This window comes from Sulfitobacter sp. HNIBRBA3233 (assembly GCF_040149665.1).
Lineage (GTDB): Bacteria > Pseudomonadota > Alphaproteobacteria > Rhodobacterales > Rhodobacteraceae > Sulfitobacter > Sulfitobacter marinivivus.
The window spans coordinates 1224558-1249735 of the sequence record NZ_JBEFLP010000001.1; the positions used below are offsets into that span (position 1 = coordinate 1224558).

The 25178-nt window shown below is 63.7% G+C and carries 22 protein-coding genes; 10 read left to right on the top strand and 12 right to left on the bottom strand.

From position 1 onward, the window contains the following. The first annotated feature begins 95 nt into the window (after positions 1–95). From ABMC89_RS05865 to ABMC89_RS05885, 5 genes are all read left to right on the top strand, one after another. Positions 96–1478, top strand: coding sequence for a hypothetical protein (locus ABMC89_RS05865; protein ID WP_349566158.1), 1383 nt, complete (start codon positions 96–98; stop codon positions 1476–1478). 99 nt (positions 1479–1577) lie between these two features. Then, the gene (locus ABMC89_RS05870) at positions 1578–3128 is read left to right on the top strand and encodes an AMP-binding protein (RefSeq protein ID WP_349566160.1); all 1551 of its coding nucleotides are present in this window, start codon (positions 1578–1580) and stop codon (positions 3126–3128) included. A 159-nt stretch (positions 3129–3287) separates the two neighbouring features. Then, complete coding sequence (gatB, locus tag ABMC89_RS05875) at positions 3288–4799, top strand: Asp-tRNA(Asn)/Glu-tRNA(Gln) amidotransferase subunit GatB (RefSeq protein ID WP_349566162.1); 1512 nt, start codon at positions 3288–3290, stop codon at positions 4797–4799. Positions 4800–4803: 4 nt separating this feature from the next. Further along, entirely contained in the window at positions 4804–5283 is a 480-nt protein-coding gene (locus ABMC89_RS05880) for a thioesterase family protein (protein WP_349566164.1), read from the top strand. A gap of 133 nt (positions 5284–5416) precedes the next feature. Then, a complete protein-coding gene (locus ABMC89_RS05885) occupies positions 5417–6016 on the top strand; it encodes a hypothetical protein (protein WP_349566166.1) in 600 nt (199 codons plus the stop codon). A 27-nt stretch (positions 6017–6043) separates the two neighbouring features. Here the strand turns inward: ABMC89_RS05885 and ABMC89_RS05890 are convergent, their stop codons facing one another. Then, positions 6044–6301, bottom strand: coding sequence for a BolA family protein (locus ABMC89_RS05890; RefSeq protein ID WP_349566168.1), 258 nt, complete (start codon positions 6299–6301; stop codon positions 6044–6046). A 123-nt stretch (positions 6302–6424) separates the two neighbouring features. Here ABMC89_RS05890 and ABMC89_RS05895 point away from each other — a divergent pair, with 123 nt between their 5' ends. Both ABMC89_RS05895 and cobS read left to right on the top strand, forming a co-directional pair. Beyond that, positions 6425–7051: a J domain-containing protein gene (locus tag ABMC89_RS05895; protein ID WP_349566171.1), complete on the top strand. Its 627-nt coding sequence runs from the start codon at positions 6425–6427 to the stop codon at positions 7049–7051. Between the two features lie 193 nt (positions 7052–7244). Next, complete coding sequence (gene cobS / locus ABMC89_RS05900; protein ID WP_349566173.1) at positions 7245–8231, top strand: cobaltochelatase subunit CobS; 987 nt, start codon at positions 7245–7247, stop codon at positions 8229–8231. 75 nt (positions 8232–8306) lie between these two features. On the opposite strand, the gene ABMC89_RS05905 is transcribed toward cobS, so the two are convergent. Continuing rightward, positions 8307–8576, bottom strand: a complete 270-nt coding sequence (locus ABMC89_RS05905; protein WP_349566175.1) for a hypothetical protein — start codon at positions 8574–8576, stop codon at positions 8307–8309. 291 nt (positions 8577–8867) lie between these two features. On the opposite strand from ABMC89_RS05905, the gene cobT reads away from it, so the two are divergent. The 3 genes from cobT (at position 8868) to ABMC89_RS05920 (ending at position 13033) form a co-directional block, all read left to right on the top strand. Then, positions 8868–10742 (top strand): cobaltochelatase subunit CobT, encoded by a 1875-nt coding sequence (gene cobT / locus ABMC89_RS05910; protein WP_349566177.1) that lies wholly within the window; start codon positions 8868–8870, stop codon positions 10740–10742. Positions 10743–10865: 123 nt separating this feature from the next. After that, complete coding sequence (locus ABMC89_RS05915) at positions 10866–12656, top strand: aminopeptidase P family protein (protein ID WP_349566179.1); 1791 nt, start codon at positions 10866–10868, stop codon at positions 12654–12656. A 32-nt stretch (positions 12657–12688) separates the two neighbouring features. Beyond that, a complete protein-coding gene (locus ABMC89_RS05920) occupies positions 12689–13033 on the top strand; it encodes a DUF427 domain-containing protein (protein ID WP_349566181.1) in 345 nt (114 codons plus the stop codon). 9 nt (positions 13034–13042) lie between these two features. On the opposite strand, the gene ABMC89_RS05925 is transcribed toward ABMC89_RS05920, so the two are convergent. The 10 genes from ABMC89_RS05925 to ABMC89_RS05970 all read right to left on the bottom strand — a co-directional run bounded on the left by ABMC89_RS05925 (position 13043) and on the right by ABMC89_RS05970 (position 25177). After that, entirely contained in the window at positions 13043–14731 is a 1689-nt protein-coding gene (locus ABMC89_RS05925; protein ID WP_349566183.1) for a chloride channel protein, read from the bottom strand. 97 nt (positions 14732–14828) lie between these two features. After that, positions 14829–16478, bottom strand: a complete 1650-nt coding sequence (gene recN, locus ABMC89_RS05930) for a DNA repair protein RecN (protein ID WP_349566185.1) — start codon at positions 16476–16478, stop codon at positions 14829–14831. 31 nt (positions 16479–16509) lie between these two features. Then, positions 16510–17382: an outer membrane protein assembly factor BamD gene (locus ABMC89_RS05935; protein WP_349568527.1), complete on the bottom strand. Its 873-nt coding sequence runs from the start codon at positions 17380–17382 to the stop codon at positions 16510–16512. A 179-nt stretch (positions 17383–17561) separates the two neighbouring features. Continuing rightward, positions 17562–18485: a UDP-3-O-acyl-N-acetylglucosamine deacetylase gene (lpxC, locus tag ABMC89_RS05940; protein ID WP_349566187.1), complete on the bottom strand. Its 924-nt coding sequence runs from the start codon at positions 18483–18485 to the stop codon at positions 17562–17564. A 207-nt stretch (positions 18486–18692) separates the two neighbouring features. Further along, positions 18693–20357: a cell division protein FtsZ gene (ftsZ, locus tag ABMC89_RS05945; RefSeq protein ID WP_349566189.1), complete on the bottom strand. Its 1665-nt coding sequence runs from the start codon at positions 20355–20357 to the stop codon at positions 18693–18695. 412 nt (positions 20358–20769) lie between these two features. Further along, on the bottom strand, positions 20770–22104 hold the full coding sequence (ftsA, locus tag ABMC89_RS05950; RefSeq protein ID WP_349566190.1) for a cell division protein FtsA: 1335 nt from the start codon (positions 22102–22104) through the stop codon (positions 20770–20772). Beyond that, the gene (locus ABMC89_RS05955) at positions 22101–22991 is read right to left on the bottom strand and encodes a cell division protein FtsQ/DivIB (protein ID WP_349566193.1); all 891 of its coding nucleotides are present in this window, start codon (positions 22989–22991) and stop codon (positions 22101–22103) included. Before ABMC89_RS05955 ends, ftsA begins: the two co-directional genes overlap by 4 nt. Further along, positions 22979–23896: a D-alanine--D-alanine ligase gene (locus ABMC89_RS05960; RefSeq protein WP_349566195.1), complete on the bottom strand. Its 918-nt coding sequence runs from the start codon at positions 23894–23896 to the stop codon at positions 22979–22981. The genes ABMC89_RS05955 and ABMC89_RS05960 overlap by 13 nt, the downstream gene beginning before the upstream one ends. Positions 23897–23981: 85 nt before the next feature. Further along, positions 23982–24905, bottom strand: a complete 924-nt coding sequence (murB, locus tag ABMC89_RS05965) for a UDP-N-acetylmuramate dehydrogenase (RefSeq protein ID WP_349566197.1) — start codon at positions 24903–24905, stop codon at positions 23982–23984. Continuing rightward, on the bottom strand, positions 24902–25177 hold the full coding sequence (locus ABMC89_RS05970; RefSeq protein ID WP_349566199.1) for a hypothetical protein: 276 nt from the start codon (positions 25175–25177) through the stop codon (positions 24902–24904). The genes murB and ABMC89_RS05970 overlap by 4 nt, the downstream gene beginning before the upstream one ends. Between the last annotated feature and the right edge of the window lies 1 nt (position 25178).

Below are 25178 nucleotides of genomic sequence, written 5' to 3' on the forward strand. Positions count from 1 at the left end.
CAATTCCCCTCCTTCTCCGCGTCCGCGCCACAGTCAGGCCAAATTGCACCGGCACCTAAGGGACAAATCATTCACCCATTATCCCGGAGCGCCACATGACACTGATGTCGACCCTCATCAGCAAGATTTCCAAGCCGACCGGGATCCGCCTGCGGGCGCCCTGGCCGCTCGCGGTTGCTGGCAAGCCAGCCGAGGCAGCCCAGCGGCCTGCCGCATGGACCCGCAAACGCGCGAAAGAACTCGCAGAGGCCCCCGCGACAGCCACGATCCCCGAGAGAATGTCGCTGAAACAGGCCGTCGCCGACCCCGAACGCGGCCCTTGCGCACTGAAACAGCTATCGATTCCCTGCCCGGATCCGACAGCCGAGGAGCGCACGCGCGACGCCTATCAGAACAGCGCCTTGCGGTTAGTCCGTCAGGAACGCTGGAGCGATCTGACCACGATGATCGAACGGGCAGACCAGCGCAGACTGCTGACCCCCGGCGGGATGAGCGTCGCCGACCTGATGGCCTTCGGTGCCCGCGCAGACGTGGTTCTGGCAGTGGAACACGCCCTGATCGACCGCACGCCCGACCGTGACGCTCCGCTTCTGCGCGGAATCGAAGCGCTCGAATACGTTCTGGCAGAACATGCAGGCAACCTTGTGGTGGCCTGCATCGTCGCACAGACCCATGTCGATCTGGCATGGGCCTGGCGCGGGATCGGCTGGGACGTGGAGATCGCTCCGCGCAACCGCGAGGCCTTCGAGGCGCACCTCGCCCGCGCCCGCGAAATCATCGAGCCCTTCGACGGCGAAACACCGTCCTCGACCCTGCTGGCCGCAACCGCCTGTTCGGTCCTGACCGGCGCAGGCGGCAGCGCGCGGGAAGTCGCGGACCGTTTCGAAAAGCTGATCGACCTGAACCCTGCGAACACCGCCCCCTACCGCGCGCTCGGCACCCATATGCTGCCGCGCTGGTTCGGCTCCCTTCCGGGTCTCGAACTCGAAGCGCGGCGCACTGCCGCGCGCACCGAACAGCACTGGGGCGCCGGTGGTTATACATGGGTGATGATGGATGCGATCACACTCGACGATGCGGCCTGCGCGCGGGTCGATCTGCCGTTTTTCGTCGAGGGCATCTCCGATATTCTGGAGCGGTCGTCGGACCAGCACACGGTGAACCTGCTGGCGGCCTATTGTGCGAACACGATGGGTCAGGCCTATTCCGGCAATGACAGGGCGGATCATATCCGCTCGCAGATCGCCAATTGCGCGGGCTGGATCGTGCGCGAGCGCCTGACCGAACTGCACCCGATGATCTGGGCCCATGCGGCGCAGGGTTTCGCCAACAACCTGCGCGTCTCGTCCACCTCGCGCTTTGCGGCGGCGGGCCAGGACGACGCCCTGCGCATCATCGCCAATCTTTTCCGCAAGGAGATCGACGCGGGCAAACGCATCGTCTTTACGGACAAGGGGGCCATCACCATGGCCGCCTGACGTGGGGTCGCCGCGACCGGACAAACCCTATGTCCCGTTCACGGCTGGACAATACCCCCCGGGAATTCATATTCCTTCCCTGAAATAGGGAGGACTTTCATGTCAGTGTACAAGACTGCCGCCGCGGACATCGCCATCCGCGACATCACCATCACCGAACGCGTTTTCGAAAACCTGCGCACACGCCCCGAAGAAACCGTGCTGACGGATGGTCCGTCCGGCGCGTCGATGACGGCAGCCGAATTCATGCAAACGGTCAAATCGCTGGCAGGTGGTCTGACCGAACGCGGGTTCGGGGCGGGCAAACGTGTCGCACTGATGGCACCGAACATGCCGCAATACGCGGTCGTGTTCCACGCCGTTGCATGGGCCGGTGGCACGATCACGACGATCAACCCCACCTACACCGCCTCCGAAGTCGCCCACCAGCTGCGCGACAGTGCTGCCGATATCCTGATCACCATCCCGATGTTCCTTGAAACCGCGCAAACCGCCGCGAAAGAAGTCGGCGACCTGCCCGTCGTCACCATCGGAGAGGCCGAGGGCGCCGAAACGCTGGACGCCTATTTCGGTGCCGAGCTTGCCGATCAGGTCGAGGTCGATCTCGATACCCACGTCGTCGTGCTGCCCTATTCGTCGGGTACCACCGGATTGCCCAAGGGCGTGCGCCTGTCGCACCGCAACCTCGTCGTCAACGTCGATCAGGTGATCGCGGCGTCGAAATTCCAACCCGGCGAGACCGCCGCCGCCTTCCTGCCGTTCTTCCACATCTACGGCATGCAGGTTCTGATGAACGTCCATCTCGGCGGGGGCGGTGCACTGGTCACTCTGCCACGCTTCGACCTCGAGCTTTTCCTGAAGATCTGCCAGGAGCACAAATCCAGACGGATGTGGGTCGTGCCGCCAGTGGCACTGGCGCTGGCCAAGCACCCGCTGGTCGAGGAATACGATCTGTCGAGTGTGGTCGAGATATTCTCGGGCGCGGCCCCGCTGGGCGGTGAAGTCGCCGATGCGGCGGCCAAGCGCGTCGGCTGCGTGGCCCTCCAGGGCTACGGCATGACCGAGTCGAGCCCCGTCACCCACGTGTCCCCGCGCGATGGCGCGAAATCGGGATCCTCGGGGCTGGCCCTGCCAAATACCGAATGCCGCATCGTCGACCCCGAGACCGGAGAAGACATGGCCACCGGAGAAGAGGGCGAGCTGTGGATCAAGGGGCCACAGGTGATGCTGGGCTATCTCAACAACGAAAAAGCCACCAACGAAACGATCAACGAGGACGGCTGGCTCAAGACCGGCGATATCGCCAAGATCGACGAGGACGGTTTCATGTTCATCATGGATCGCCTGAAAGAGCTGATCAAATACAAGGGCTTCCAGGTCGCTCCGGCCGAGCTTGAGGCGACGCTCGTCACCCATCCGGGGATTACCGACGCAGCCGTGATCGGCCAGCCGGACGATGAGGCGGGCGAATTGCCGATCGCTTTCGTGGTCACCGGCAAGGACGCGCCCAGCGAGGCAGAGATCAAGGATCACCTCAAGAAAACCCTGTCGTCCTACAAGCAGGTCCACAAGGTCCACTTCGTCGACGAGATCCCGAAATCGGCCTCCGGCAAGATCCTGCGCCGCGTCCTGCGCGATCAGATGGCCTGAGACCTTCCGACGGGCATCCGCAGGGGGGCGATCTCTCCTGCGGCTGCCCGATCTGCCGGCAACGCTCCGATGGAGGCGCGGGTACGCCCCCGCGGTCCTTGCAGGTTTGCCCTGCCGCGGCTAAACCCGGCTGAGTTCTTCCACGCCTGAGGCTTCACCATGCTTGATCTGACCTACGACACCCCCAAACCGCGCACCATCGCCGGTGCAAAGCAGGACTGGGAACTTGTTATCGGCATGGAAGTGCACGCGCAGGTGCTCTCCAAATCCAAGCTCTTTTCCGGCGCGTCCACGCAATTCGGTGCCGAGCCGAACTCGAACGTGGCGTTCGTGGACGCTGCGATGCCCGGTATGCTGCCGGTTATTAACGAATTTTGCGTCGAACAGGCCGTGCGCACCGGGCTTGGGCTGAAAGCGGACATCAACCTGTTTTCGGCGTTCGACCGGAAGAATTATTTCTACCCCGATCTGCCACAGGGCTACCAGATCAGCCAGCTTTACCACCCCATCGTCGGTGAGGGCGAGGTGCTGGTCGAGATGGGCGACGGTACGGCCCGCACGGTGCGGATCGAACGGATCCACCTTGAACAGGACGCCGGCAAATCGATCCACGACATGGATCCGTCGATGTCTTTCGTCGATCTGAACCGGACCGGCGTGGCACTGATGGAGATCGTCTCGCGCCCCGATATCCGCGGCCCGGAAGAGGCGGCCGCCTATCTTGCCAAGCTGCGCCAGATCATGCGCTATCTGGGCACCTGCAACGGCGACATGCAGTCGGGCGCCATGCGCGCAGACGTCAACGTGTCGATCTGCAAACCCGGTGCCTACGAGAAATATCAGGAAACACAGGATTTCTCCTTCCTCGGCACCCGCTGCGAGATCAAGAACATGAACTCGATGCGCTTTATCCAGCAGGCCATCGAGGTCGAGGCGAAGCGCCAGATCGCCATTGTCGAGGGCGGCGGCGAGGTGGTGCAGGAAACGCGGCTCTTCGATCCGGACCGGCAGGAGACCCGCTCCATGCGCTCGAAAGAGGAAGCGCATGATTACCGGTATTTCCCCGATCCCGACCTGCTGCCGCTCGAAATCGAACAGGCGTGGGTGGACGATATCGCGGCCAACCTGCCCGAGCTTCCCGACGCCAAGAAAGCGCGCTTCATCTCCGATTTCGGGCTGAGCGACTATGATGCCAGCGTGCTGACCGCCGATCTGGATTCGGCAGGCTATTTCGAACAGGTCGCGCAAGGGCGCGATGGCAAGATGGCGGCGAACTGGGTCATCAACGAGTTGTTCGGCCGGCTCAAGAAGGACGACCGCGACATCACCGAAAGCCCCGTGACACCCGCACAGCTGGGCCAGATCATCGACCTGATCGCCTCCGACGCCATCTCGGGCAAGATCGCCAAGGATGTGTTCGAGATCTGCTATACCACGGGCCGCGAGCCGAACGAGATCGTCGAGACCGAAGGCATGAAGCAGGTCACCGACACAGCCGCGATCGAGGCGGCGGTGGACGAGATCATCGCAGGCAATCCAGATCAAGTCGCCAAGGCGAAAGAGAACCCGAAACTCGCGGGCTGGTTCGTCGGTCAGGTCATGAAAGCCACGGGCGGCAAGGCCAACCCCAAGGTCGTGAACCAGCTGGTCGCGCAAAAGCTGGAAGGCTGAGCGCATGACCGAGCATGTCTTCCGCTCCGAACCGATGGTCGTCCTGCCGGAATGGATCGATTACAACGGCCACCTCAACATGGCCTATTATTCCGTGCTGATGGATCAATGCGCCGATCAGGCCTATCCGCTGATCGGCTTCGGCCCCGACTACCGTGACCGCACTGGCTGCACGACCTATGTGGTGGAATTCCACATCTGCTATCTGCGCGAGCTGCACGAGGGCGACCGCGTGACCTCGACCCTGCATCTGCTGGACTACGACAAGAAGCGGTTCCACGTCTATCAGGAGCTGACCCACGAGGACGGCTGGGTGGCCGCCACCGGCGAGGCGCTGACGCTGCATATCGACCAGTCCGGCGACGCGCCGAAATCCGCCCCCATGCCCGAAGACATTCAGGCCCGGTTGCGGGACATGAAAGCCCGCCACGATCTTGCACCCTGGCCCGAACGCGCCGGTCGCAAGATCGGTATTGTCCGCTAGGACGCGCGCCTAACGCGCACTGCCCTACCCCGCGCGGCTCCTGCGGGCGCGCAACCGCCGCCCGGCAGGCGCGGCGGTTTCCTTTCGCGCTGCCGCAGGCTAGAACATCGCAAACTGAACCGGAAACGCATCCATGCCCCGCTATGAATACAAGGTTGTTCCCGCCCCGACGAAGGGGCTCAAAGGCAAGGGTGTGCGTGGCGCGGAGGCACGGTTTTCCTTCGCACTTCAGGAACTGATGAACGGTCTTTCGGGATACGGCTGGGAGTTCATGCGCGCCGAAACACTTCCGTCGATCGAACGTGCCGGTCTGACCGGAACGACAACGGAATGGCGCAACGTGCTGGTGTTCCGCCGCCCGCGCGAAGGCGACGCGGCGGAATTTCAACCCGAACTTCTGCCTGCGCCCCTGTCCCAGGACGACGCGGAAGCCCCTGAGGCGAAATCCGGCGACAAAGCGGCGGCACCCGCGCAGAGCGATCCGGCGGACAACGGCGTCGAGGATCCCCAGAGCGAGAGCAAGATCAGTTCGACCCTGAATATTCTGGCGCGCGCGCGCAGTCTGGCCCGCACAGGCCCCGACGCACCGCCGGAATTGTCCGAAGACGCCCTGCCCGACCCCGGCGCCGCATCGATGGCCTTGCCCGAAGACGCCGAGCCGCCCTCACCCGAGCCGGAGCCGGAACAGGAGCCCGAACCACCGGAAAACACCCGCGACACGCCTAAATCGTGATCCGGCCCGCGCAGGACCGTGCCCGCGTCAGGGCTTGATATCGAGCGACAGCGCGTGGATGCGCCCGATCAGCGCAGGCCCAAGCGCCGCGTGAACCGCGCGATGCTTCGCAATGCGGCTCATCCCCTTGAATTCCGGTGCGGTGATCGCGACATCGAAGTGGCTTTCACCGCCCTCCTGAAATCCCGCGTGGCCCCTGTGGGCCTCGCTCACGTCCTCTACCTGCAACGCTTCGACGCTGAATGACTTCCTAAGGGAAGCTTCGATTTCATCTTTGACAGCCATGTCCATCCTCAATCCGGGGCGCGGTCTAATGTCGCCGTGATCCGACGCATTTTTTCGATACGCCCCCTTCCCTCTGCTGCCCAGAGGTTTAGACTAGACGCCCTGCAACGGAAAGGTTCTCCCATGCGAAAAGATGATCCCTTTGGTTTCGATATGTCGGTTTCTTCCGCAAAGAAGAAAAACCCGCGCGGTCGGCGCGGTATGTCCGGCGCGTCGGAAACATCCACGCGGATCTGTGACCACGACGGATGCCAGGAGGCGGGCAAGTACCGCGCGCCAAAGGCTCCGGACGTGCTCGATGACTATTTCTGGTTCTGCCAGCAGCACGTGCGCGAATATAACAACAAGTGGAATTTCTTCGACGGCACCACCGAAGCGGAAATGAACGCGAAGCTGAGCGAGGGCAAAGTCTGGGAACGCCCGACAAAGCCCATGGGCGACCCCGAGCAGCGTGCATGGGCGCGCCTGGGGATCGAGGATCCGCATCAGGTGCTGGGGGCCAACGCCACGCAGAACCCCGGCAAGGGGCCGCAGGCAGGACGCCGCCTGCCGCCGACCGAACGCCGCTCGCTCGAGATTCTGGAAGCCAAGGACAACATGACAAAGGCGGAGATCCGCAAGATCTACAAATCGCTCATCAAGGTATTGCACCCGGATATGAACGGCGGCGACCGCAGTCAGGAAGAACAGTTGCAGCAGGTTGTCTGGGCATGGGACCAGTTGAAGGCCAGCCGGAACTTCAAGGACTGACCGACGTTTTCGCGAGGGCCGTTGCCCGTGCCAGGACGTGCACGGAAATCGGGCAACGGCGGCCGCCCCGGTCATTGCGGGCGCCCGTAAATTTCTTCCTTTCCCTTGCACCTCTGCGCGATATGTTGCATCCGCAGTGAAACCACAGATCTCCGGCCCTCGCGTCAGGAGAGGTAGAATTAGGATGATTGGCATGGCTGACGGCGCACTCGACATCAACGCAACCCCGACCAAGGAAATCTCGGTGCGTGAGGTGTTCGGCATCGATACGGACATGGTGGTCAAGGGTTTCGCCGAAGCCACCGAACGCGTCCCCGAATTCGACAGCACCTACAAATTCGATCCCGACACCACGCTGGCGATCCTTGCAGGATTTACACACAATCGCCGTGTGATGATCCAGGGCTATCACGGCACGGGTAAATCGACGCATATCGAACAGGTCGCCGCGCGGCTGAACTGGCCTGCGGTGCGTGTGAACCTCGACAGCCACATCAGCCGGATCGACCTGATCGGCAAGGACGCGATCAAACTGCGCGACGGCAAGCAGGTCACCGATTTCCAGGAAGGCATCCTGCCGTGGGCGCTGCGCAACCCGACGGCGATTGTGTTCGATGAATACGATGCCGGTCGCGCCGATGTGATGTTCGTCATCCAGCGGGTTCTGGAAAAGGACGGCAAGCTGACGCTTCTCGACCAGAACCAGGTGATCACGCCGCACCCCTATTTCCGCATCTTCGCCACGGCCAATACCGTCGGTCTGGGGGATACGACCGGGCTCTACCACGGGACCCAGCAGATCAACCAGGGCCAGATGGACCGCTGGTCGCTGGTGTCGACGCTGAACTACCTCAGCATTGACGCGGAAGCCGCGATCGTGCTGGCCAAGAACCCCCATTACAACACCGCCGAGGGCCGCAAGAAGATCAAGCAGATGGTGACCGTCGCCGACCTGACGCGCACCGCATTCATGAACGGCGATCTGTCGACGGTGATGTCACCGCGTACCGTGATCGCATGGGCGCAGAACGCCGAAATCTTCAAGAACGTCGGCTACGCCTTCCGCCTGTCGTTCCTCAACAAATGTGACGAACTCGAACGCCAGACAGTCGCGGAGTTCTACCAGCGCCTGTTCGACGAAGAGCTTCCCGAAAGCGCTGCCAGCATCAGCATGGGCTGAACGGCCTAAGCACTGAACTAAAAAAGCCCCCGAGCAGTGCTCGGGGGCTTTTTTGTTCGGATGGTCTGCCGACGATTAACCGTCGCGCTTGGCGTCGTCCTCGTAGATCGAACCGTCGACATCCTCGACGACGTCCGCATCATCGTATGCGTCTTCCTGACCGGCGATCGGCGTGTTTTCCATGGACTCGCCGGTTACGGCATCCTCAGATGCGACATACTCGTCGGGATCGGCCTCGACCGACTGCTGGGGCGAACCGGATTCGACTGCAAATGCGGCGACGGGCGCGGATGCCAGCAGGGCGACTGCGGTGATGCGTGCGGTTTTTGTGAACAGATTTGTCATGTTGTAACTCCTTGATTTCAATTGCGCGGGCCACTCGTGGGGGCCGCTCTGCGCTGTTGAAGGGCCAACCGGTGGGCCGCCCATCCGTTCCCCGCGACTGCCTAGGCCAAAAGGTCGCACCGCCCCGCAGCACCCCCGTCCGGCGGTCATTCCTGAACGCGCTTTGCACCGGCGGCGACACTGGCCGATAGCGCTGCGCGAACTATCTGGAAGCCAGACGGATGCCGGGCTTTGACCCTGCCGGTAAAACCTGCGAAACCTGTCCCCGACAACAACCCCACGAGGGCCACAATGAGCACGTCCGACAACCCCGCAGATGCCTTCAAGAAAGCGCTGGCTGAAGCGTCCAAGGTCATGGCCAACGACCCCGACCTGACGGTCAGCTACTCGGTCGACCCGTCCGGCCTGTCGGGGGACGCGATGCGCCTGCCCCAGATCACCCGGCGGATGACCCGTGACGAAGTCCTTCTGGCGCGTGGTACTGCGGATGCGCTGGCGCTGAACCGCCGCTATCACAACGGCCAGACCCACGCGAAATACCAGCCACAGGGCGAAATGGCCCGCGATCTCTACGAGGCGATGGAAACCGCCCGCTGTGAGGCGATGGGCGCGCGCGACATGCCCGGCACCGCAGGCAATATCGACGCCAAGATCAAGCACGAGGCCCTGCGCAAGGGCTACGATCAGGTGACGCAGGCCGCCGACGTGCCGCTGGCAGTCGCCGCAGGCTATCTGGTGCGCCACCTTGCCACCGGGCGCGACATGCCTGCCGGTGCGGAAAACGTGATGGAGCTGTGGCGCGGCTATATCGAGGACCAGTGCGGCGGCACGCTGGAGGATCTCAACGAGGTGCTGGACGACCAGCAGGCATTTGCCAAATTCGCCCGCCAGATGATCACCGACCTCGGCTATGCCGACCAGCTGGGAGACGACCCGGACGGGACAGACGAGGATCAGGAAGACGAGGCCGAGGAAGGCGCCGAAGAAGAGCAGGATCCCGACAGCACCGGCGACGACGATCAGGAACAGGACGACGCCGAGGCCTCCCCCGAGCAGAGCCAGGAAGACCAGCAGGACAGCGCCGAGGCGCAGGTGTCCATGGACGACATGGCCGATCAGGAACTGGGCGAAGATGCCGAGATGCCCGAGGGCGAAGCGCCTATGGAGCCGCCTGCCCCCGCGCCGGTATCGGACGCGGATCCCAACTATACCGTCTATCTTGGCGATCACGACGAGATCGTGGGCGCGGAAGATCTGGCCGAGCCGGTCGAGCTGGAGCGCCTGCGCGCCTACCTCGACCAGCAGCTCGAGCCGCTGAAAGGCGCCGTCAGCCGGTTGGCCAACAAGCTGCAACGCAGGCTTCAGGCGCAGCAGAACAGGTCGTGGGAGTTCGATCTGGAGGAGGGCACGCTCGACGCGGGCCGTCTGGCGCGGGTGGTGGCGAATCCGACAACCCCGTTGAGCTTCAAGGTCGAGAAAGACACCGAATTCCGCGATACGGTCGTGACTTTGCTGCTGGACAACTCGGGCTCCATGCGCGGGCGGCCGATCTCCATCGCGGCGATCTGCGCCGATGTGCTGGCGCGCACGCTTGAGCGGTGCAACGTGAAGGTCGAGATCCTCGGCTTCACCACCCGCGCGTGGAAGGGCGGACAGGCGCGCGAGGCATGGCTGAACGACGGACGGCCTTCGATGCCGGGACGGTTGAACGATCTGCGCCACATCATCTACAAAAGCGCCGATGCCCCCTGGCGGCGGACGCGCAGCAACCTCGGGCTGATGATGAAAGAGGGGCTGCTGAAAGAAAACATCGACGGCGAGGCGCTGGAATGGGCGCACCGCAGGATGGTGGGCCGCTCAGAAGCGCGCAAGATCCTCATGGTGATCTCGGACGGGGCACCGGTGGACGACAGCACGCTTTCGGTGAATCCTGCGAATTATCTCGAAAAGCACCTGCGCGACGTGATTGCCATGGTCGAAAAGAAGAAGGCCGTCGAGCTGTTGGCGATCGGCATCGGCCACGACGTCACCCGCTATTACGACCGTGCCGTCACGATCACCGATGTCGAACAGCTTGCCGGTGCGATGACCGAACAACTGGCATCCCTGTTCGACAGCGATCCGCGCAAGCGGGCGCGTGTCATGGGCATGAAGCGCGCAAGTTGAGACTGCGGGATTGAGTTTACTGGCAAAATGGAGACGCAGGTCGCGCGCCGCCGCAGCCGCGGGGGGTGCCTGCCGCGGCGCTGCCCCTGCATGCGGGCTCTGCCCTGAACGAGGAGAAATCTGATGTACCAGACGTTCGACGTGACAGCGCGGCCCGAACAGGGGCCTCCGCGCCTGAAAGCCTTGCGCGGGGTACTGGCTGACGAGGGTCTCGACGGGTTCCTGGTGCCGCGTGCGGACGCACATCAGGGTGAATATGTGGCCGCGCGGGACGCTCGGCTGGCGTGGCTGACGGGATTTACCGGATCGGCCGGGTTCTGCGTCGTGCTGCGAGACCGGGCGGGCGTGTTCATCGACGGGCGCTACCGCACGCAGGTGAAAGCGCAAGTCGCGGCGGAGTTCACGCCCGTGCCTTGGCCCGAAACCTCGATGGCGGCATGGCTGCGCGATGCGCTGCCCGCGGGCGGGCGTGTGGGATTTGACCCCTGGCTGCATACCGTCGAGCAGATCGCGCAAACGACGAAAGCCCTTGCGGGCAGCGGGATCACGTTGATCGAGACCGCAAACCTTGTCGACCGGATCTGGGACGACCAGCCCGCACCGCCAAGCCAACCGGCGAAGATCCATCCGCTGGAATTCGCGGGAGAGAGCCACGAGCACAAGCGCGCACGCCTCGCCAAAACCCTTGCCGAGGCCGGTGAGCGGGCAGCGGTGATTACCCTTCCCGACAGCCTGTGCTGGCTGCTCAATATCAGGGGCGCGGACATCGAGCGCAATCCCGTGGTCCATGCCTTTGCCCTGTTTCACGCGGACGGGTCAGTGGATCTTTTCGCCGATCTGCGGAAGTTTGAGGGCATGGCCGCGCATCTGGGCCCCGAGGTGAGACTGGCTGCGACGGAGAAATTCCTGCCCGCGCTCGACGGGCTGGACGGGCCCGTGCGCATCGACGCCGGAACCGCGCCGCAGATCGTTGCCAACCGCCTCGGCGATCGCGCCGTGCACGGCAAGGACCCCTGCGCCCTGCCGAAGGCGCGCAAGAACGCTGCCGAGATCGCCGGTGCCGCCGAAGCGCATCTGCGCGATGGCGCGGCCATGGTCGAAATGCTGTGCTGGCTCGATGCGCAGCCGGCAGGATCGCTGAGCGAGACACAGGTCGTCCGCAAGCTGGAGGAATTTCGCAGGCGCGACAACGCGCTGCAGGACATCAGCTTCGAGACCATCGCGGGCACCGGCCCGAACGGGGCGATCATGCACTACCGCGTGACCGAGGAAACCGATGCCACGCTGGAGGACGGCCATCTGATCGTGATCGACAGCGGCGGGCAATATCTGGACGGCACCACTGATATCACCCGCACCATCCCCATCGGCACACCACCGCAGGAGGCCTGCGCTGCCTTTACCCGCGTGCTGGCGGGGCTGATCGCCATGAGCCGCCTGCGCTGGCCCAAGGGCCTTGCCGGTTGCCATATCGAGGCGATCGGCCGGATGCCGCTCTGGCTGGCGGGGCAGGATTTCGACCACGGTCTGGGCCACGGTGTGGGTGCCTATCTCAGCGTGCATGAAGGGCCGCAGCGGTTGAGCCGGGTCAGCGACGTTCCGCTGGAGGCAGGCATGATCCTCAGCAACGAACCGGGGTACTACCGTGAAGGGGCGTTCGGGATCAGGCTGGAGAATTTGCTGGTGGCCGAAAAAGCCCCCAACCTGCCCGGTGGCGACGACCACCGTGCAATGCTGCACTGGCGCACGCTGGCCTTTGTCCCGATCGACAGGCGGCTGGTGGTGCCGGAACTGCTCGATCCGGATGCGCGGACATGGCTGAACGACTATCACGCCGAGGTTGTGCAAAAGATCGGGCCGCGGGTTACACCGCCTGCGAAAGAATGGTTAGATAACGCAACCGCGCCGATCTGAGTGCGAAACCGAGACATGTGGGGGGAATAAACGTGGCAAGCACGATCACGATACGAAAAGCTGAAGGCACCTGGACCGTTCGCGCAGGTGGCGCTGTTCTGGGCGAAACCAACGACGCGCTGGAGCTGATCGAGGGGGATTATCCCCCCGTCATCTATTTCCCGCGCGGCGATATCGCGATGGCGTTTCTCGACCCTTCGGACAAGGTCACCAGCTGCCCGCTGAAGGGGGAGGCGACCTATTTCTCCGTGGTTACCAAGAGCCGCACCCTGCAGGATGTCGTCTGGTCCTACGAGGATCCGAAGGACGATGTGGCGCAGATCAAGGGCTACCTTGCGTTCCAGAAACGCGACGAGATCGCCGTCGAACAGATCTGAGGCTGTGGGTCAGGAGTGCTCTTCGGCCGCCGTGGCGGCGAGAGCCCTGTTGTAGGCGCGCAGCGCATCAACGTGGAAGAGCGCGCCCAGCAGTTCGGGCGGGGCCGCATCCGCGGTCAGAGTCACGACCGGCAGGAACGGCACGCCCGATTGTTCGAACATGGGCATTGCCGCTTCCAGCGTGGCGGCCCCGTCGATATATGTGCCCTCGCCGATCAGTTCCCAGCAACGCTCCGGATCGGCGGCGCGCGGATGCGCGTCGGTGCGCATGACTTTTGCAGCGGTAAACATCGCCAGCAAATAGGCCTGGGGGCCGGCGGCGAGGTGAATGCCGCGCCTTTCGATCTGGGTGAGGAAGAAGCTGTGATCGACCACGCGCGACGCGATGGCCGTTGACATGCTGACCGCGACCATCACCGCAAGACCCGTTTGCCAGTCACCGGTCAGTTCGAACACGATCAATGTGGTCGAGATCGGCGCCCCCAGAACGGCGGCGGCGACGGCCCCCATGCCCGCCAGCGCATAGAGCGATACGGACCCCGATACATCGGGAAAAATTCCCGTGGCGATCAATCCGAAGGCCAGCCCGACCAGCGCGCCGACCATCAGCGAGGGCGAGAACACACCGCCCCCCATGCGTCCGCCCAGCGTGATCGTTACCGCCAGCACCTTGAGGACCGCAAAGACGATCGCCTCGTGCAGCACCAGCTCTCCGGTCAGGGCCAGCGACGTGGTTTCGTAGCCGACGCCGATGATATGCGGAAACCACAGCGCGATGACGCCCAGCATCGCACCGGCCACCATGGGGCGCATCCAGCGTGGCAGGCGCGTCCGGTCCTGTATGTGGTTGCCCAGATCCTCCGCCCAGAAGATAGACTTCATCAGGGCAACGGCGACGATCCCACAGGTCAGCCCCAGCATCAGAAAGGCGGGCAATTCGATGTAGAACTGGAGCTCGCCAGTGGTGGGCAGCTTGAATTCGGTCACCCCGCCGAATTCGATCCGGTTGATCACCGTTCCCGCCACAGAGGCGATAACGATGGGTGCGAAGGCATGGATTGCGAAATGGCGCAGCACGACCTCCAGCGCGAAAAGCGCGCCCGCGATGGGCGCGTTGAAGCTGGCCGAAACGGCGGCGGCGACGGCACAGCCCAGCAGATCACGGCCCGTGATCCCGTCGGCATTGATGCGATTGGTCACCCATGTGGAGAGCACACCGGCAAGGTGCACCACCGGCCCCTCGCGCCCGGACGAACCGCCCGTGCCGAGCGTCACAAGCGATGCCGCCGCCGATGCCAGACCGGCGCGTGTCTCTACCCGGCCGTCCTTGAGCGCGGAGCCCACGATGACATCCGCGACCGACCGTGCCCGCGCATCGGAGGTGAAGCGGTGCAGGATCAGGCCCGTAGCCAGCCCGCCCAAGGTGGGAATGACGATGATCCAGTACCATTCGAGCCCCGAGATGAAGCTGTGCAGGAACTGCACATCTTCGGTCCCGTAAAGAGTGGCCTGCAAGAGGTTGATCCCCTTGCGGAAAAACAGGGCCGCGAAACCTGCCGCGATACCGATGACCAAGGCGATGAACCAGAATGTGATCTTGCCCGGCCCCTTGCGGCGCAGAACGGCCCAGCCCTCGCAACATCCCTGCCAAGCCTGCGTGGCCTGTTGCGAGAGAAAGGAGCGGCTGGGCTCTGACATCGGGGCCTTTCGATCGCTACGGGGCAAAATATCCTTTCCCTAGCGGAAATCATACTTCCGGCGGCGGTTCAAGGTATCTGCACCGCTCTGGGGCGCATCACACGCTCAGAAGCGCACGGGCCGCCTGCCGTGCCGCATCGGTAATCTGATCGCCCGCAACCATACGCGCCAGTTCGTCCACCCGCGCCTCGGGGTCGAGGGGCACCACGTCCGTCGTCGTCATCCCGTCGGTCACGGATTTTTCGACCCGCCAGTGGTGCGCGCCCAGTGCCGCGACCTGCGGCGAATGGGTCACCACCAGCACCTGACCGCCATCGGCAATTGCGGCCAGCCGGCGCCCGACCGCATCGGCGGTCGCCCCGCCCACGCCACGGTCGATTTCGTCAAAGATCAGCGTCAGCCCCGACTGCCCCTGTGTCAGGCAAACCTTCAACGCCAGCAAGAAGCGCGACAGCTCCCCGCCCGAGGCAATCTTGTTCAGCGGTCCTGCCGGCGCGCCGGGGTTGGTCGCGACCGTGAAGGTGACGGCATCGCGCCCGTCCGGGCCGGCCGTGTCCTCGGTAATGCGCGTGGCAAAGACGGCGCGGTCCATCTTCAGCGGTGCCAGCTCTCCGCTGACGGCTGTGTCCAGCCGTGCCGCCGCCGCTTGGCGTGCCTGCGTCAGCAGGTTCGCCGCCGCGTCATAGGCCGCCTCTGCCGCGCGTGCGTCACGCTCGAGGCGCGCCAGTTCTTCATCGCCCGCATCGAGTGCCGCAAGCTTGCCGCGCAGGGTGTCGGCGAAACCGGCCAGTTCATCCGCCTGCACATTGTGCTTGCGTGCGAGGCCACGCATCGCAAACAGCCGTTCTTCGGTTTCCTCAAGCTCAGCCGCGTCGAAGGACATCGCCTCGATCGCGGTCACGACACCTTCCATCGCGGTGTCGAGTTCGATCATCGCACGGTTCAGCGCCGCCATCGGTTCTTCCAGCGCGCCTTCGGCACGATCCGCCGCACCGTCAAGCCAGCGCAACGCGTCTGCCATCTGCGATTCCGCCCCGTTCGGGCCCATCGCCTCATAGGCCTGCACCACGTCGGCGCGGATCCGTTCGGCGGCCTGCATCATCCGCCTGCGGGTATCGAGCGTGGCTTCTTCGCCTTCTTCCGGCTTCAGCTTGTCCAGTTCGGCCACCGCGTAGCGCAGGAATTCTTCCTCGGCGGCAATCTCGGCCTGTGCCTTACGCGCGGTCTCGAGCGCGCGGCGGGTGCTGTGGCGCGCCGACCACGCCGCCCGCGTCTCTTGCAAGGCCGCGTCGAGACCTCCGAAATCGTCGAGGATCGCCCTGTGCCCTTTGGGATCCAGCAGGCCGCGATCGTCGTGCTGGCCGTGCAGTTCCACCAGCGTCTCAGACAGCTGGCGCAGCACCTCGCCCGAACACCGCCGGTCGTTGACCCACGCCGTTTTGCGCCCGTCCGACGTATTGATCCGCCTCAGGATCAGCTCATCCCCTTCGGGCAGTCCCGCTTCTTGCAAAACCGCGTGCGCGGGGTGACCGGCGGGCAGGTCGAACCAAGCGGTCACTTCGCCCTGCGCGGCGCCCTGCCGGACCAGATCGGCACGGCCCCGCCATCCAAGGACAAAGCCAAGCGAATCCAGCAGGATCGACTTGCCCGCGCCGGTCTCTCCGGTCAGCACGTTGAGGCCGGGCTGAAAATTCAGCTCCAGCCGCTCGATGATGAGCATGTCGGAAATATCCAGTCCGCGCAGCATGGTCAGATCACCGGAAAGGTGCGTTGCACCGTTAAAGCCACTCGCCCTTGATCGTCTGGCGGTAGATCGACGACAGCCAGTTGTTGCCGAAGCTTTTCAACTCGAGCCCGCGACCGGTCAACAGCTTGTAGCTGTCCTGATACCATTCCGTCGCCTGGTAGTTATAGCCGAGGATCGCGCCGGCGGTCTGGGCCTCCTCGGTCAGACCAAGGCTCAGATACGCCTCGACCAGCCGGTGCAGCGCTTCGGCGGTGTGGGTGGTGGTCTGGAAATCCTCGACAACGACCCGGAAACGATTGATCGCGGCTGCGTAATGGTCGCGACGCAGGTAGTAGCGCCCGATCTCCATCTCTTTCGCGGCAAGATGGTCGAAGGCCAGATCGAATTTCAGGATGGACGACCGCGCATATTCGCTGTCCGGATAGCGTTCGATCACCTGACGCAGCGATTGCAGCGCCTGGAACGTCAGGCCCTGATCCCGACCGATATCGTCGATCTGGTCGTAATAGCTGAGCGCGAGAAGATAGGCGGCATAGGCCGCGTCATCGTCATCGGGATAGAAATCGATGAACCGCTGCGCCGCGGAGCGGCTGTTGGGATAATCGCCATCCTGATGATAGGCAAAGGCCTGCATGATCAGCGCGCGCTTGGCCCATTCGGAATAGGGATAGAGCCGCTCGATCTCGGCGAAATAGAACGCGCCTTCGGCCGGACGCCTGCGGTTCAGTTCGAATTCGCCACGATCGAAAATCTGTTCCGGCGTGTAGGTTTCGAGCGGAATTTCCTGCGGATTGAAAAAGTTGTCCGTAAAACGGCCCGCATCCCGGCCACCATCGCAGGCGGCCAGCGCGGCCACAACAAGCAGCGACACGGACAGTCGTTTTGCCGAACCCCCAAGACCCATCGCTGGATTTCCCATGATTGCTACCGCTTCATCGTTTTTCTAGAGCGTCTCGCGCCTGTTGACCATGGTGTTATCACATTAATCTGCCGTACAAAACGCCGTTTTCCGCCGAAAGAAAACGCCCGGAACGCGAGGTTCAGGGCGCTGTTTCCTATCAGAGTGGCTTGCGTGAAAGCTGTTCAGGCAACGGCGGGGATTTCTTCCCAGACCAGACCAAAACCGGGAAGGCGCGCGGCCTTGTCGCCGGTGCAGGCAACTTTGCGCACCGCACCGGGTGTTGCGAAAAGTTTCCGCAAGAGCGTGTTGGTCAGCGAATGGCCCGCCCGTTCGCCCACATAATGACCCAGCAGAGGCGCACCGGCCAGCGCCAGATCGCCCAGAGCGTCGAGCATCTTGTGGCGCACGGGTTCGTCCGCGTGGCGCAGGCCACCGGGGCTGAGCACACGCTCGCCATCGAAAACAACCGCGTTTTCGCCGGGCTGCCCGCCGAGGGCCAGACCGTTGGACTGCATGTTCTCGACATCGGCCTGGCGGCAGAACGTCCGGCTGTCGCACAATTCGCGCGCAAAAGAGCCGTTGTTCATCACCAGCGACTTGAACTGGTGGCCGATAGCCGCATCGTCGAATTCGATCTCGAAGTCGATGCGCAGCGTGTCGGACGGTTTGATCGTTGCGACCGCGTCACCATCGCGGACGGTCACTTCCTTCAGCACTTCGAAAGCCATGACAGGGGCCGCCTGTGGCTGCACGCCTTGCGCCATGATCCCGCGCACGAAAGGTGCTGACGAGCCGTCGAGGATCGGCACTTCGGGTCCGTCGATGTCGACAACCGCGTTGTGGATGCCGCATCCGGCCAGCGCCGCCATCAGGTGCTCAACGGTGGATATCTCAAGCCCGGCGTCATTGCGCAGCTTGGTGCACAGGGGCGACCGGTCTACCGCGTCCCAGCGTGCCGGGATCATGCGGTTGCCCACCTGAACGTCGGTACGTTTGAACCAGATGCCCGAATTCACCGGCGCAGGGCGCACGGTTGCCGTTGCCGGTTTGCCGGAATGCAGGCCGAAGCCTGCGAAGCTGATCGCTGTTTTCACGGTTGTCTGCACGGTCTCGCCCTCAAGCTCGGATTCAAGATTACACTTGATTAACCCTTAGCTAAGCGGACGGTTGCCTTCACTCAACTCAATCTTTGCAACCGACTGAAACATCACTGTCACAAAACGGCCCACGCCGCCAAAGCCCCCGGCAATCCACTGTTATCAATAGAAAAAGGCCACCCGAAGGCGGCCTTTCTCATCACGTTGTTTCATCAATCAGTTTGCTTGGCGACGCAGGAAAGCGGGGATTTCGATGCGTTCCTGGTCGGGATCCTGCTCCTGACGGGGCTGAGGTGCTGCGGCCTGCTGGCTCTTGACCGGGGGCTGCTGGCGTGGCGGCTGGGGGGCGGGACGTGCCTGCCCTTCGGCTTCCTGCGTGCCGGTCATCCGGTTGATCAGCGAGTTGATGCCAAAGCGTGGACGCTCGCCGCCCTGTGCCGATGCAGCGGACTGTGGCTGCGGCTGGGGCCGTTTGGGCGCTTCCTGAACACGATCCGCCGAAGGTGCGGCACGCTGCGCTGCGGCGCGCAGTCGGGCCATCGCTTCGGGCGAAGGTGTTCCGGGTGTCGGCGCGCGTGGCGCAACGAAGGTTTCGGGATGCGCTTCCAGTTCTTCGGCTTCGGCCTCGGCGTGGTACTGCTCGGGCTCCGGCGTATAGGCTGGCGGTGGCAGATCGTCTTCCACCTCATCCATACGGGTGTCGCGGCGGCTGCCGAACATATCGCGCGTATCGGGCTGCGACGCGGCGGGTGCGTCATCAAAGAAGCTGGGTGTCGAGGGCTCGTCCTCGGCCGAGCTGCGGCTTTCGGCAGCCACGGGCGCCTCTTCGACGGCTTCGGGCTCTTCGATGGTACGATCCTGTGTCAGCGGCTTGGACATCGACCGGCGCGGCACGGGCATTTCGCCGGTGTTGTCCAGCGCATCGATGCCGGTTGCCACGACGCTCACGCGCATCGTGCCGCCCATGCCTTCGTCCAGCGTGGACCCGACGATGATGTTGGCTTCGGGGTCGACTTCTTCGCGGATACGGTTTGCCGCTTCGTCGAGTTCGAAAAGCGTCAGGTCGTGACCGCCGGTGATGTTGATCAGGACGCCCTTCGCACCGCGCAGCGAGATTTCGTCGAGCAGCGGGTTCGCTATAGCCTTCTCGGCGGCCTGGATGGCGCGGTCTTCGCCGTCGGCCTCGCCCGTGCCCATCATCGCCTTACCCATCTCGTCCATCACGGCACGCACGTCCGCGAAGTCGAGGTTGATGAGGCCCGGACGCACCATCAGGTCGGTCACGCCCTTGACGCCCTGGTAGAGCACGTCGTCGGCCATGGAGAAGGCTTCGGTGAAGGTGGTCTTTTCATTGGCCAGACGGAACAGGTTCTGGTTCGGAATGATGATCAGCGTATCGACGACCTTTTGCAGTGCCTCGACGCCGTCCTCGGCCTGACGCATGCGCTTGGCGCCCTCGAACTGGAACGGTTTCGTCACGACGCCGACGGTCAGAACGCCCAGTTCACGCGCGGCCTGTGCGATGATCGGCGCGGCGCCGGTACCGGTGCCGCCGCCCATGCCTGCGGTGATGAAGCACATATGCGCGCCGGCCAGGTGATCGACGATCTGTTCGATGCTCTCCTCGGCGGCGGCAGCGCCGACAGTCGCGCGGGCACCCGCGCCCAGACCTTCGGTGACCTTGATACCCAACTGAACGCGGTTTTCCGACTTGGCCTGCTGAAGCGCCTGCGCATCGGTGTTGGCCACGACGAAATCAACGCCGTCCAACTCTTTCTCGATCATGTTGTTGACAGCGTTGCCCCCCGCCCCGCCGACACCGAAAACGGTGATGCGTGGCTTCAGATCGTCTTGTCCCGGCATCGAAAGGTTCAAGGTCATCTTAATTCCGCCTGTGTTGCTTGCCCGCACCGCGCGGGTCTATTTTGTCCCAAATTTGCTTAATACTAGACCCCATAGGTCGCAGCGTCACGTAAAAAAGCCCAAAATACCCCTAAATATAGGCGATTTTTTGCCGGATATCACCGCATCTGGTGACGAATTCTAGATATGGATCAGATCGCAGCACGCAGGACGTGTACGCGGACGAAAATGCCAGCTCGGTCGGCTTCCACAGACCGAATCCGGTCACGGATACCGTTTAGCGATGTTGGGCGACTGCTCGTCTGCCACGGGCTTCTTTCGAGCCTTGCTGTGAAATTAACAGCCCTTTCGCGGCCTGTCATCCCTATTCGCACCCCATATGCGTGTATATTTCATTTTCGCGCAGACACAGGCGCCTGCCCTGCCCCGCTCACCAGTTATCGCGGAACCATTTGACCGCACGTTTCAGCGACCGCGCCGGATAGCGGTCGGCGGGAATGTCGAAATCCCACCATTCGTCCTGCGGATGCGCCGCGAAAAGCGCCAGACCCACCGCCGAAGAGAAGCCCGGACCGGTCGCTGCCTGTGGCAATCCGTGCACCCGCAGCGGACGTCCAAGGCGCACCTGCTGGCCCAGAATGCGGCTCGCCAGCCCGTCGAGACCGGGGATCTGGCTGCCGCCTCCTGTCAGGACGATCTGCTGGCTGGGCAGATGGTCGAATCCCGCCGCATCGAGCCGCGCGCGGACCTCTTCGAGAATTTCCTCGACCCGTGGGCGCATGATGCCAATCAGCTCGGCGCGGCTCGCGGTGCGACGGTCATGTTCGTAATCACCGGTCTCTCCGCCGATCTCGATCATTTCGCGGTCGTCCATGCCCGTGGCGTGAACACCGCCGTAGAATGTCTTGATCCGCTCGGCATTGGCCATCGGCACCTGCAATCCCATCGAGATATCCGATGTCACGTGATCGCCGCCCATGCGGATGCTGTCGGCGTAGATCATGTGTTTCTTGATGAAGATCGACACGCCGGTCGCCCCGCCGCCAAGGTCGATACAGGCGGCACCCAGTTCCTGTTCGTCCTCGACCAGCGCCGCGATCCCCGAGACATAGGCCGAAGACGCGATACCGGCGAGTTCCAGATCGCAGCGTTTGATGCAGTAGGCGAGATGCTGGATCGCGGCGGCATCGACCGTCAGCATGTGCATGTCGACGCTCAGTTCGTTGCCAATCTGGCCACGCGGATCGACAAGCCCGGTCCGGTGATCGAGCGAGAAGTTCACGGGCTGCGCGTGCAGAACCTCGCGCCCCTCACCGTATTCGGGCACATCGCAGGAGCTGAGCACCCGTGCGACGTCATCCTCGCTGACGACCTGATCCTCCAGCAACACCGACGCGTCCAGACCGTAGGAGCGCGGCTCGGCCCCCGCAAAACAGGCGATGACATGATCGACGCGGATGCCGGCCATCTTTTGCGCGGCCTGAAGGGCCGTGCGGATCGCGCGCTCGGTCTCCTGCATGGCAGAAATCTCGCCAAAGCGGACGCCCCGCGACCGCGTGGTGGCGGCCCCGATGACCCGGAACCCCGACTGTCCCGCAAGCGACCCGATCTCGCCCTCGTCGCCGAGCTTTGCCGAGCCATCGAAGCGCAGCACCAGCGCCGCGATCTTGGAACTGCCGACATCGAGGATCGCAACCACGCCGCGTTGCATGGCGAGCTTGCGCATGTGACGCATTGTACGCTGACTGTCGTAGAGATCGTTCATTTGTTGCCTGCCCTAAACGCTGCCTGTCGGGCCGCGCGATCCTCGGCGGCCTCTGTTTTCATTTGCACTGTTGGTCGGCGTGCCAGCCTCATATCCACCCGAACCACATCGCGGCTCAGGATATCCTGGGCCGCTTCGAGCGCGATCACCCGCTCCAGCGCGCGCAACGCACCGGTGGCGGGCAGAAGGATACGCTGCCCCCTGTCCAGCACCACGTCCCAGCGCCGTTCGCCGATCCGCACCAGCCCGCGCATCCGGTCCCCCAGTGGGGCCGCCGCCGCGATCAGGTCCAGCGCTTCGGACACCGCTTCGTTCGCGCGGTCCCCCGCGATCAGCGGCAGGTCCGGTCGCGCCGACCGGCTGGTGGCCATTGCGACATAGATACCGTCGCTGTCGATCAGCGACAGCCCGCTATCGAGCCGCCACAGCGCCACGGCCTGGCGCTGCTCGACCTCGATCTGCAGAACGCCGCCGGGTTTGATGCGCACGGACGCGGCCTTGACCGCCGGGATCTCGGTCACGGTCTGGCGCATCGCGTCGAGGTCCAGATCAAAGCTAGAGACCGGGAAATCGAGCGGCAGGCTTTTACGGATGTAGGTGGCCAGTTCGTCCTTTGCGCCATCCACAGCCATCGCGTTAACCATGAATTCGGGCCGCGTTTCGATGCTGGCGCGGGCATCGGCGATCATCGTCTGGATCGCCGCCTGCCGCTGCGGATCGGAGAGGAAAAGCGTGCCGAGGCCCAGCGTCAGGCAAAACGGGATGCCCGCGCGCAATGCGAAACGGATGCCGGGGGTCAGCATCCAGCGCTGCACCCGCCACGCCCAGCGCGAGGGTGCGGGATCGGGCTTGCCTGCATCGGCGCGGCGGCGGATCAGCGATCGCATGATGCGTCCTCCACCATCCAGTGGCACAATTCGGGAAAGCTCATGCCGCAGGCCTGCGCCTGCTCGGGGGTCAGCGATGTGCCGGTCATGCCGGGCTGGGTGTTCGTCTCAAGCAGGATCAGCCCCTCGACGCCGCGCCCCTCGTCCCAGCGGAAATCGGTCCGGCTGACACCACGGCATCCCAGTGCGCGATGGGCGCGCAGCGCGTAATCGAGGCACAGATCGAATATTTCCTGCGGCACCTTGGCGGGGACCACATGGGTCGACCCGCCTTCCTTGTATTTCGCGTCGTAGTCATACCATCCGGTGGTCAGGATGTCCGTTACCGTCAACGCGCGGTCCCCGACGACCGAGGTGGTCAGCTCGCGCCCCGGCGCGAAGGTTTCGACCATCACCTGATCGGGCATCGACGGGTCAAGCTGGGGTGGTCCGTTGTTCTCGGCCCCGACCAGATAGACACCCACCGACGATCCCTCGTTGTTGGGCTTCACGACGTAGGGGGGCAGCATGACGTGGCGCTTGCGGACTTCGTCGGCGCTGACGATCACGCTGTCGACCACGGGCAGCCCTGCCGCGCGGAAGATGTCCTTACTCATCTGCTTGTCCATGGCCACAGCGGAAGCACGGATGCCGGAATGCGTGTAGGGGATCTTCATCCATTCAAGGATACCCTGCACGCAACCGTCCTCGCCCCAGCGACCGTGCAGGCAGTTCAGGACGGCATCCGGTGCAAGATCGGCCAGAACGACAGCAAGATCGGGGCCTGCATCGACCTCGACCACATTATCATAGCCATATTCCCGCAGTGCGGCCGCGCAGGCGCGCCCGGTTGAGAGTGACACCTCACGCTCGGCCGAGGGTCCGCCCAATAGTACCGCCACTGTCGGGTTTGTCCTGCTCGACATACCCTTGTGCCTTCAATGTCCCGGACCTTTCGAGAGGTCCTTTTTGGTTTTTTGGATGCCGCTTTTCGCGGCTTGTCTACCCGCGCTATCGGGGTGATTTCTCACCGATGCGCATAATTTCCCACTCTAGCGTGATCCCGCTGGAATCGTAAACCTTTTTTCGTACATCTTCGCCCAGACTTTCCAGATCCTCGGCGGTGGCGTCGCCGGTATTGATCAGAAAATTGGCGTGTTTCTCGCTCATCTGCGCACCGCCCCGGCGCGCGCCTTTCATGCCCGCGTCCTCGATGACCTTCCAGGCTTTCAGATCGTGGACATCGTCGCTGCGCCCGGTCGAGCTGAAGCCCGCGGGATTGCGGAACGTCGATCCGGCGGAGCGGTCCTTGGTCGGCTGTGTCTCGTCGCGCTTGCGCAGCTGGTCTTCCATCGCCGCGTGCAGGGCCGCGGGGTCGCCCGCGGGCGGGGCGAAGCGCGCCTCGACGATCACGGCCCCCTCGGAAAGGTCGGTCTGGCGGTACCGGAAGTGCAGATCATCCGCCGTCAGGGTCACGATCTCTCCGCTGCGGGTCACGGCGCGGGCGTCGATGAAATGATCCGCCGTATAGGTGCCGTAGCAGCCCGCGTTCATGCGCACAGCGCCCCCGATGCTGCCGGGGATCGTGCGCAGAAAGCCCAAGTCCAGCCCCGCATCCGCCGCCTTGCGCGCCACATGGGCGTCGAGCGCCGCCGCTCCCGCCGTCACGATGCCATCGGCAATGTCGATCCCGTTGAACCCGCGCCCCAGCCGGATCACGACCGCGCGCATCCCGCCGTCGCGCACGATCAGGTTCGATCCGACGCCCATTGCGAATACCGCAGTCTCCGCGGGCAGCGCGTGTAGAAAGCTTTGCAAATCCTCGATATCGGCGGGCTGGAACAGCACGTCCGCCGGGCCGCCCACGCGCAGCCACGTCAGCTCCGAAAGCGAACGGTTCGGCGTCAGGCGCCCGCGCACCTCCGGGAGCGTCATTCCCCTACCCTGCTGTCACGAAAGGCCCGTGTCATCCGGCTAATCAGCCATCCCGTGCCAAGCGCCCCGAGGCCATACATCACCGCCGCTGCATGGGCGATGACGGCGGCACCTTCCAGCGGGTGCGCCTGAAGCCTGAGAACCATCCAGGCGGTATTGAGCGCAATACCCCCGCAGAGGATCACGGCGAACAGCCCGAACCTCCGGGCATAGCCCGCGTATCCGCACCCCAGCATCCAGACCGCCAGCAGTGCAAGCAACATCAGATACATC

Bases quoted from the DNA above. Each gene is read 5' to 3' on its own strand.
- ABMC89_RS05865 (WP_349566158.1), top strand. From the start codon at position 96: ATGACACTGATGTCGACCCTCATCAGCAAGATTTCCAAGCCGACCGGG.
- ABMC89_RS05870 (WP_349566160.1), top strand. From the start codon at position 1,578: ATGTCAGTGTACAAGACTGCCGCCGCGGACATCGCCATCCGCGACATC.
- gatB (WP_349566162.1), top strand. From the start codon at position 3,288: ATGCTTGATCTGACCTACGACACCCCCAAACCGCGCACCATCGCCGGT.
- ABMC89_RS05880 (WP_349566164.1), top strand. From the start codon at position 4,804: ATGACCGAGCATGTCTTCCGCTCCGAACCGATGGTCGTCCTGCCGGAA.
- ABMC89_RS05885 (WP_349566166.1), top strand. From the start codon at position 5,417: ATGCCCCGCTATGAATACAAGGTTGTTCCCGCCCCGACGAAGGGGCTC.
- ABMC89_RS05890 (WP_349566168.1), bottom strand. From the start codon at position 6,301: ATGGCTGTCAAAGATGAAATCGAAGCTTCCCTTAGGAAGTCATTCAGC.
- ABMC89_RS05895 (WP_349566171.1), top strand. From the start codon at position 6,425: ATGCGAAAAGATGATCCCTTTGGTTTCGATATGTCGGTTTCTTCCGCA.
- cobS (WP_349566173.1), top strand. From the start codon at position 7,245: ATGGCTGACGGCGCACTCGACATCAACGCAACCCCGACCAAGGAAATC.
- ABMC89_RS05905 (WP_349566175.1), bottom strand. From the start codon at position 8,576: ATGACAAATCTGTTCACAAAAACCGCACGCATCACCGCAGTCGCCCTG.
- cobT (WP_349566177.1), top strand. From the start codon at position 8,868: ATGAGCACGTCCGACAACCCCGCAGATGCCTTCAAGAAAGCGCTGGCT.
- ABMC89_RS05915 (WP_349566179.1), top strand. From the start codon at position 10,866: ATGTACCAGACGTTCGACGTGACAGCGCGGCCCGAACAGGGGCCTCCG.
- ABMC89_RS05925 (WP_349566183.1), bottom strand. From the start codon at position 14,731: ATGTCAGAGCCCAGCCGCTCCTTTCTCTCGCAACAGGCCACGCAGGCT.
- recN (WP_349566185.1), bottom strand. From the start codon at position 16,478: ATGCTGCGCGGACTGGATATTTCCGACATGCTCATCATCGAGCGGCTG.
- ABMC89_RS05935 (WP_349568527.1), bottom strand. From the start codon at position 17,382: ATGGGTCTTGGGGGTTCGGCAAAACGACTGTCCGTGTCGCTGCTTGTT.
- ftsZ (WP_349566189.1), bottom strand. From the start codon at position 20,357: ATGACCTTGAACCTTTCGATGCCGGGACAAGACGATCTGAAGCCACGC.
- ftsA (WP_349566190.1), bottom strand. From the start codon at position 22,104: ATGAACGATCTCTACGACAGTCAGCGTACAATGCGTCACATGCGCAAG.
- ABMC89_RS05955 (WP_349566193.1), bottom strand. From the start codon at position 22,991: ATGCGATCGCTGATCCGCCGCCGCGCCGATGCAGGCAAGCCCGATCCC.
- ABMC89_RS05960 (WP_349566195.1), bottom strand. From the start codon at position 23,896: ATGTCGAGCAGGACAAACCCGACAGTGGCGGTACTATTGGGCGGACCC.
- murB (WP_349566197.1), bottom strand. From the start codon at position 24,905: ATGACGCTCCCGGAGGTGCGCGGGCGCCTGACGCCGAACCGTTCGCTT.
- ABMC89_RS05970 (WP_349566199.1), bottom strand. From the start codon at position 25,177: ATGTATCTGATGTTGCTTGCACTGCTGGCGGTCTGGATGCTGGGGTGC.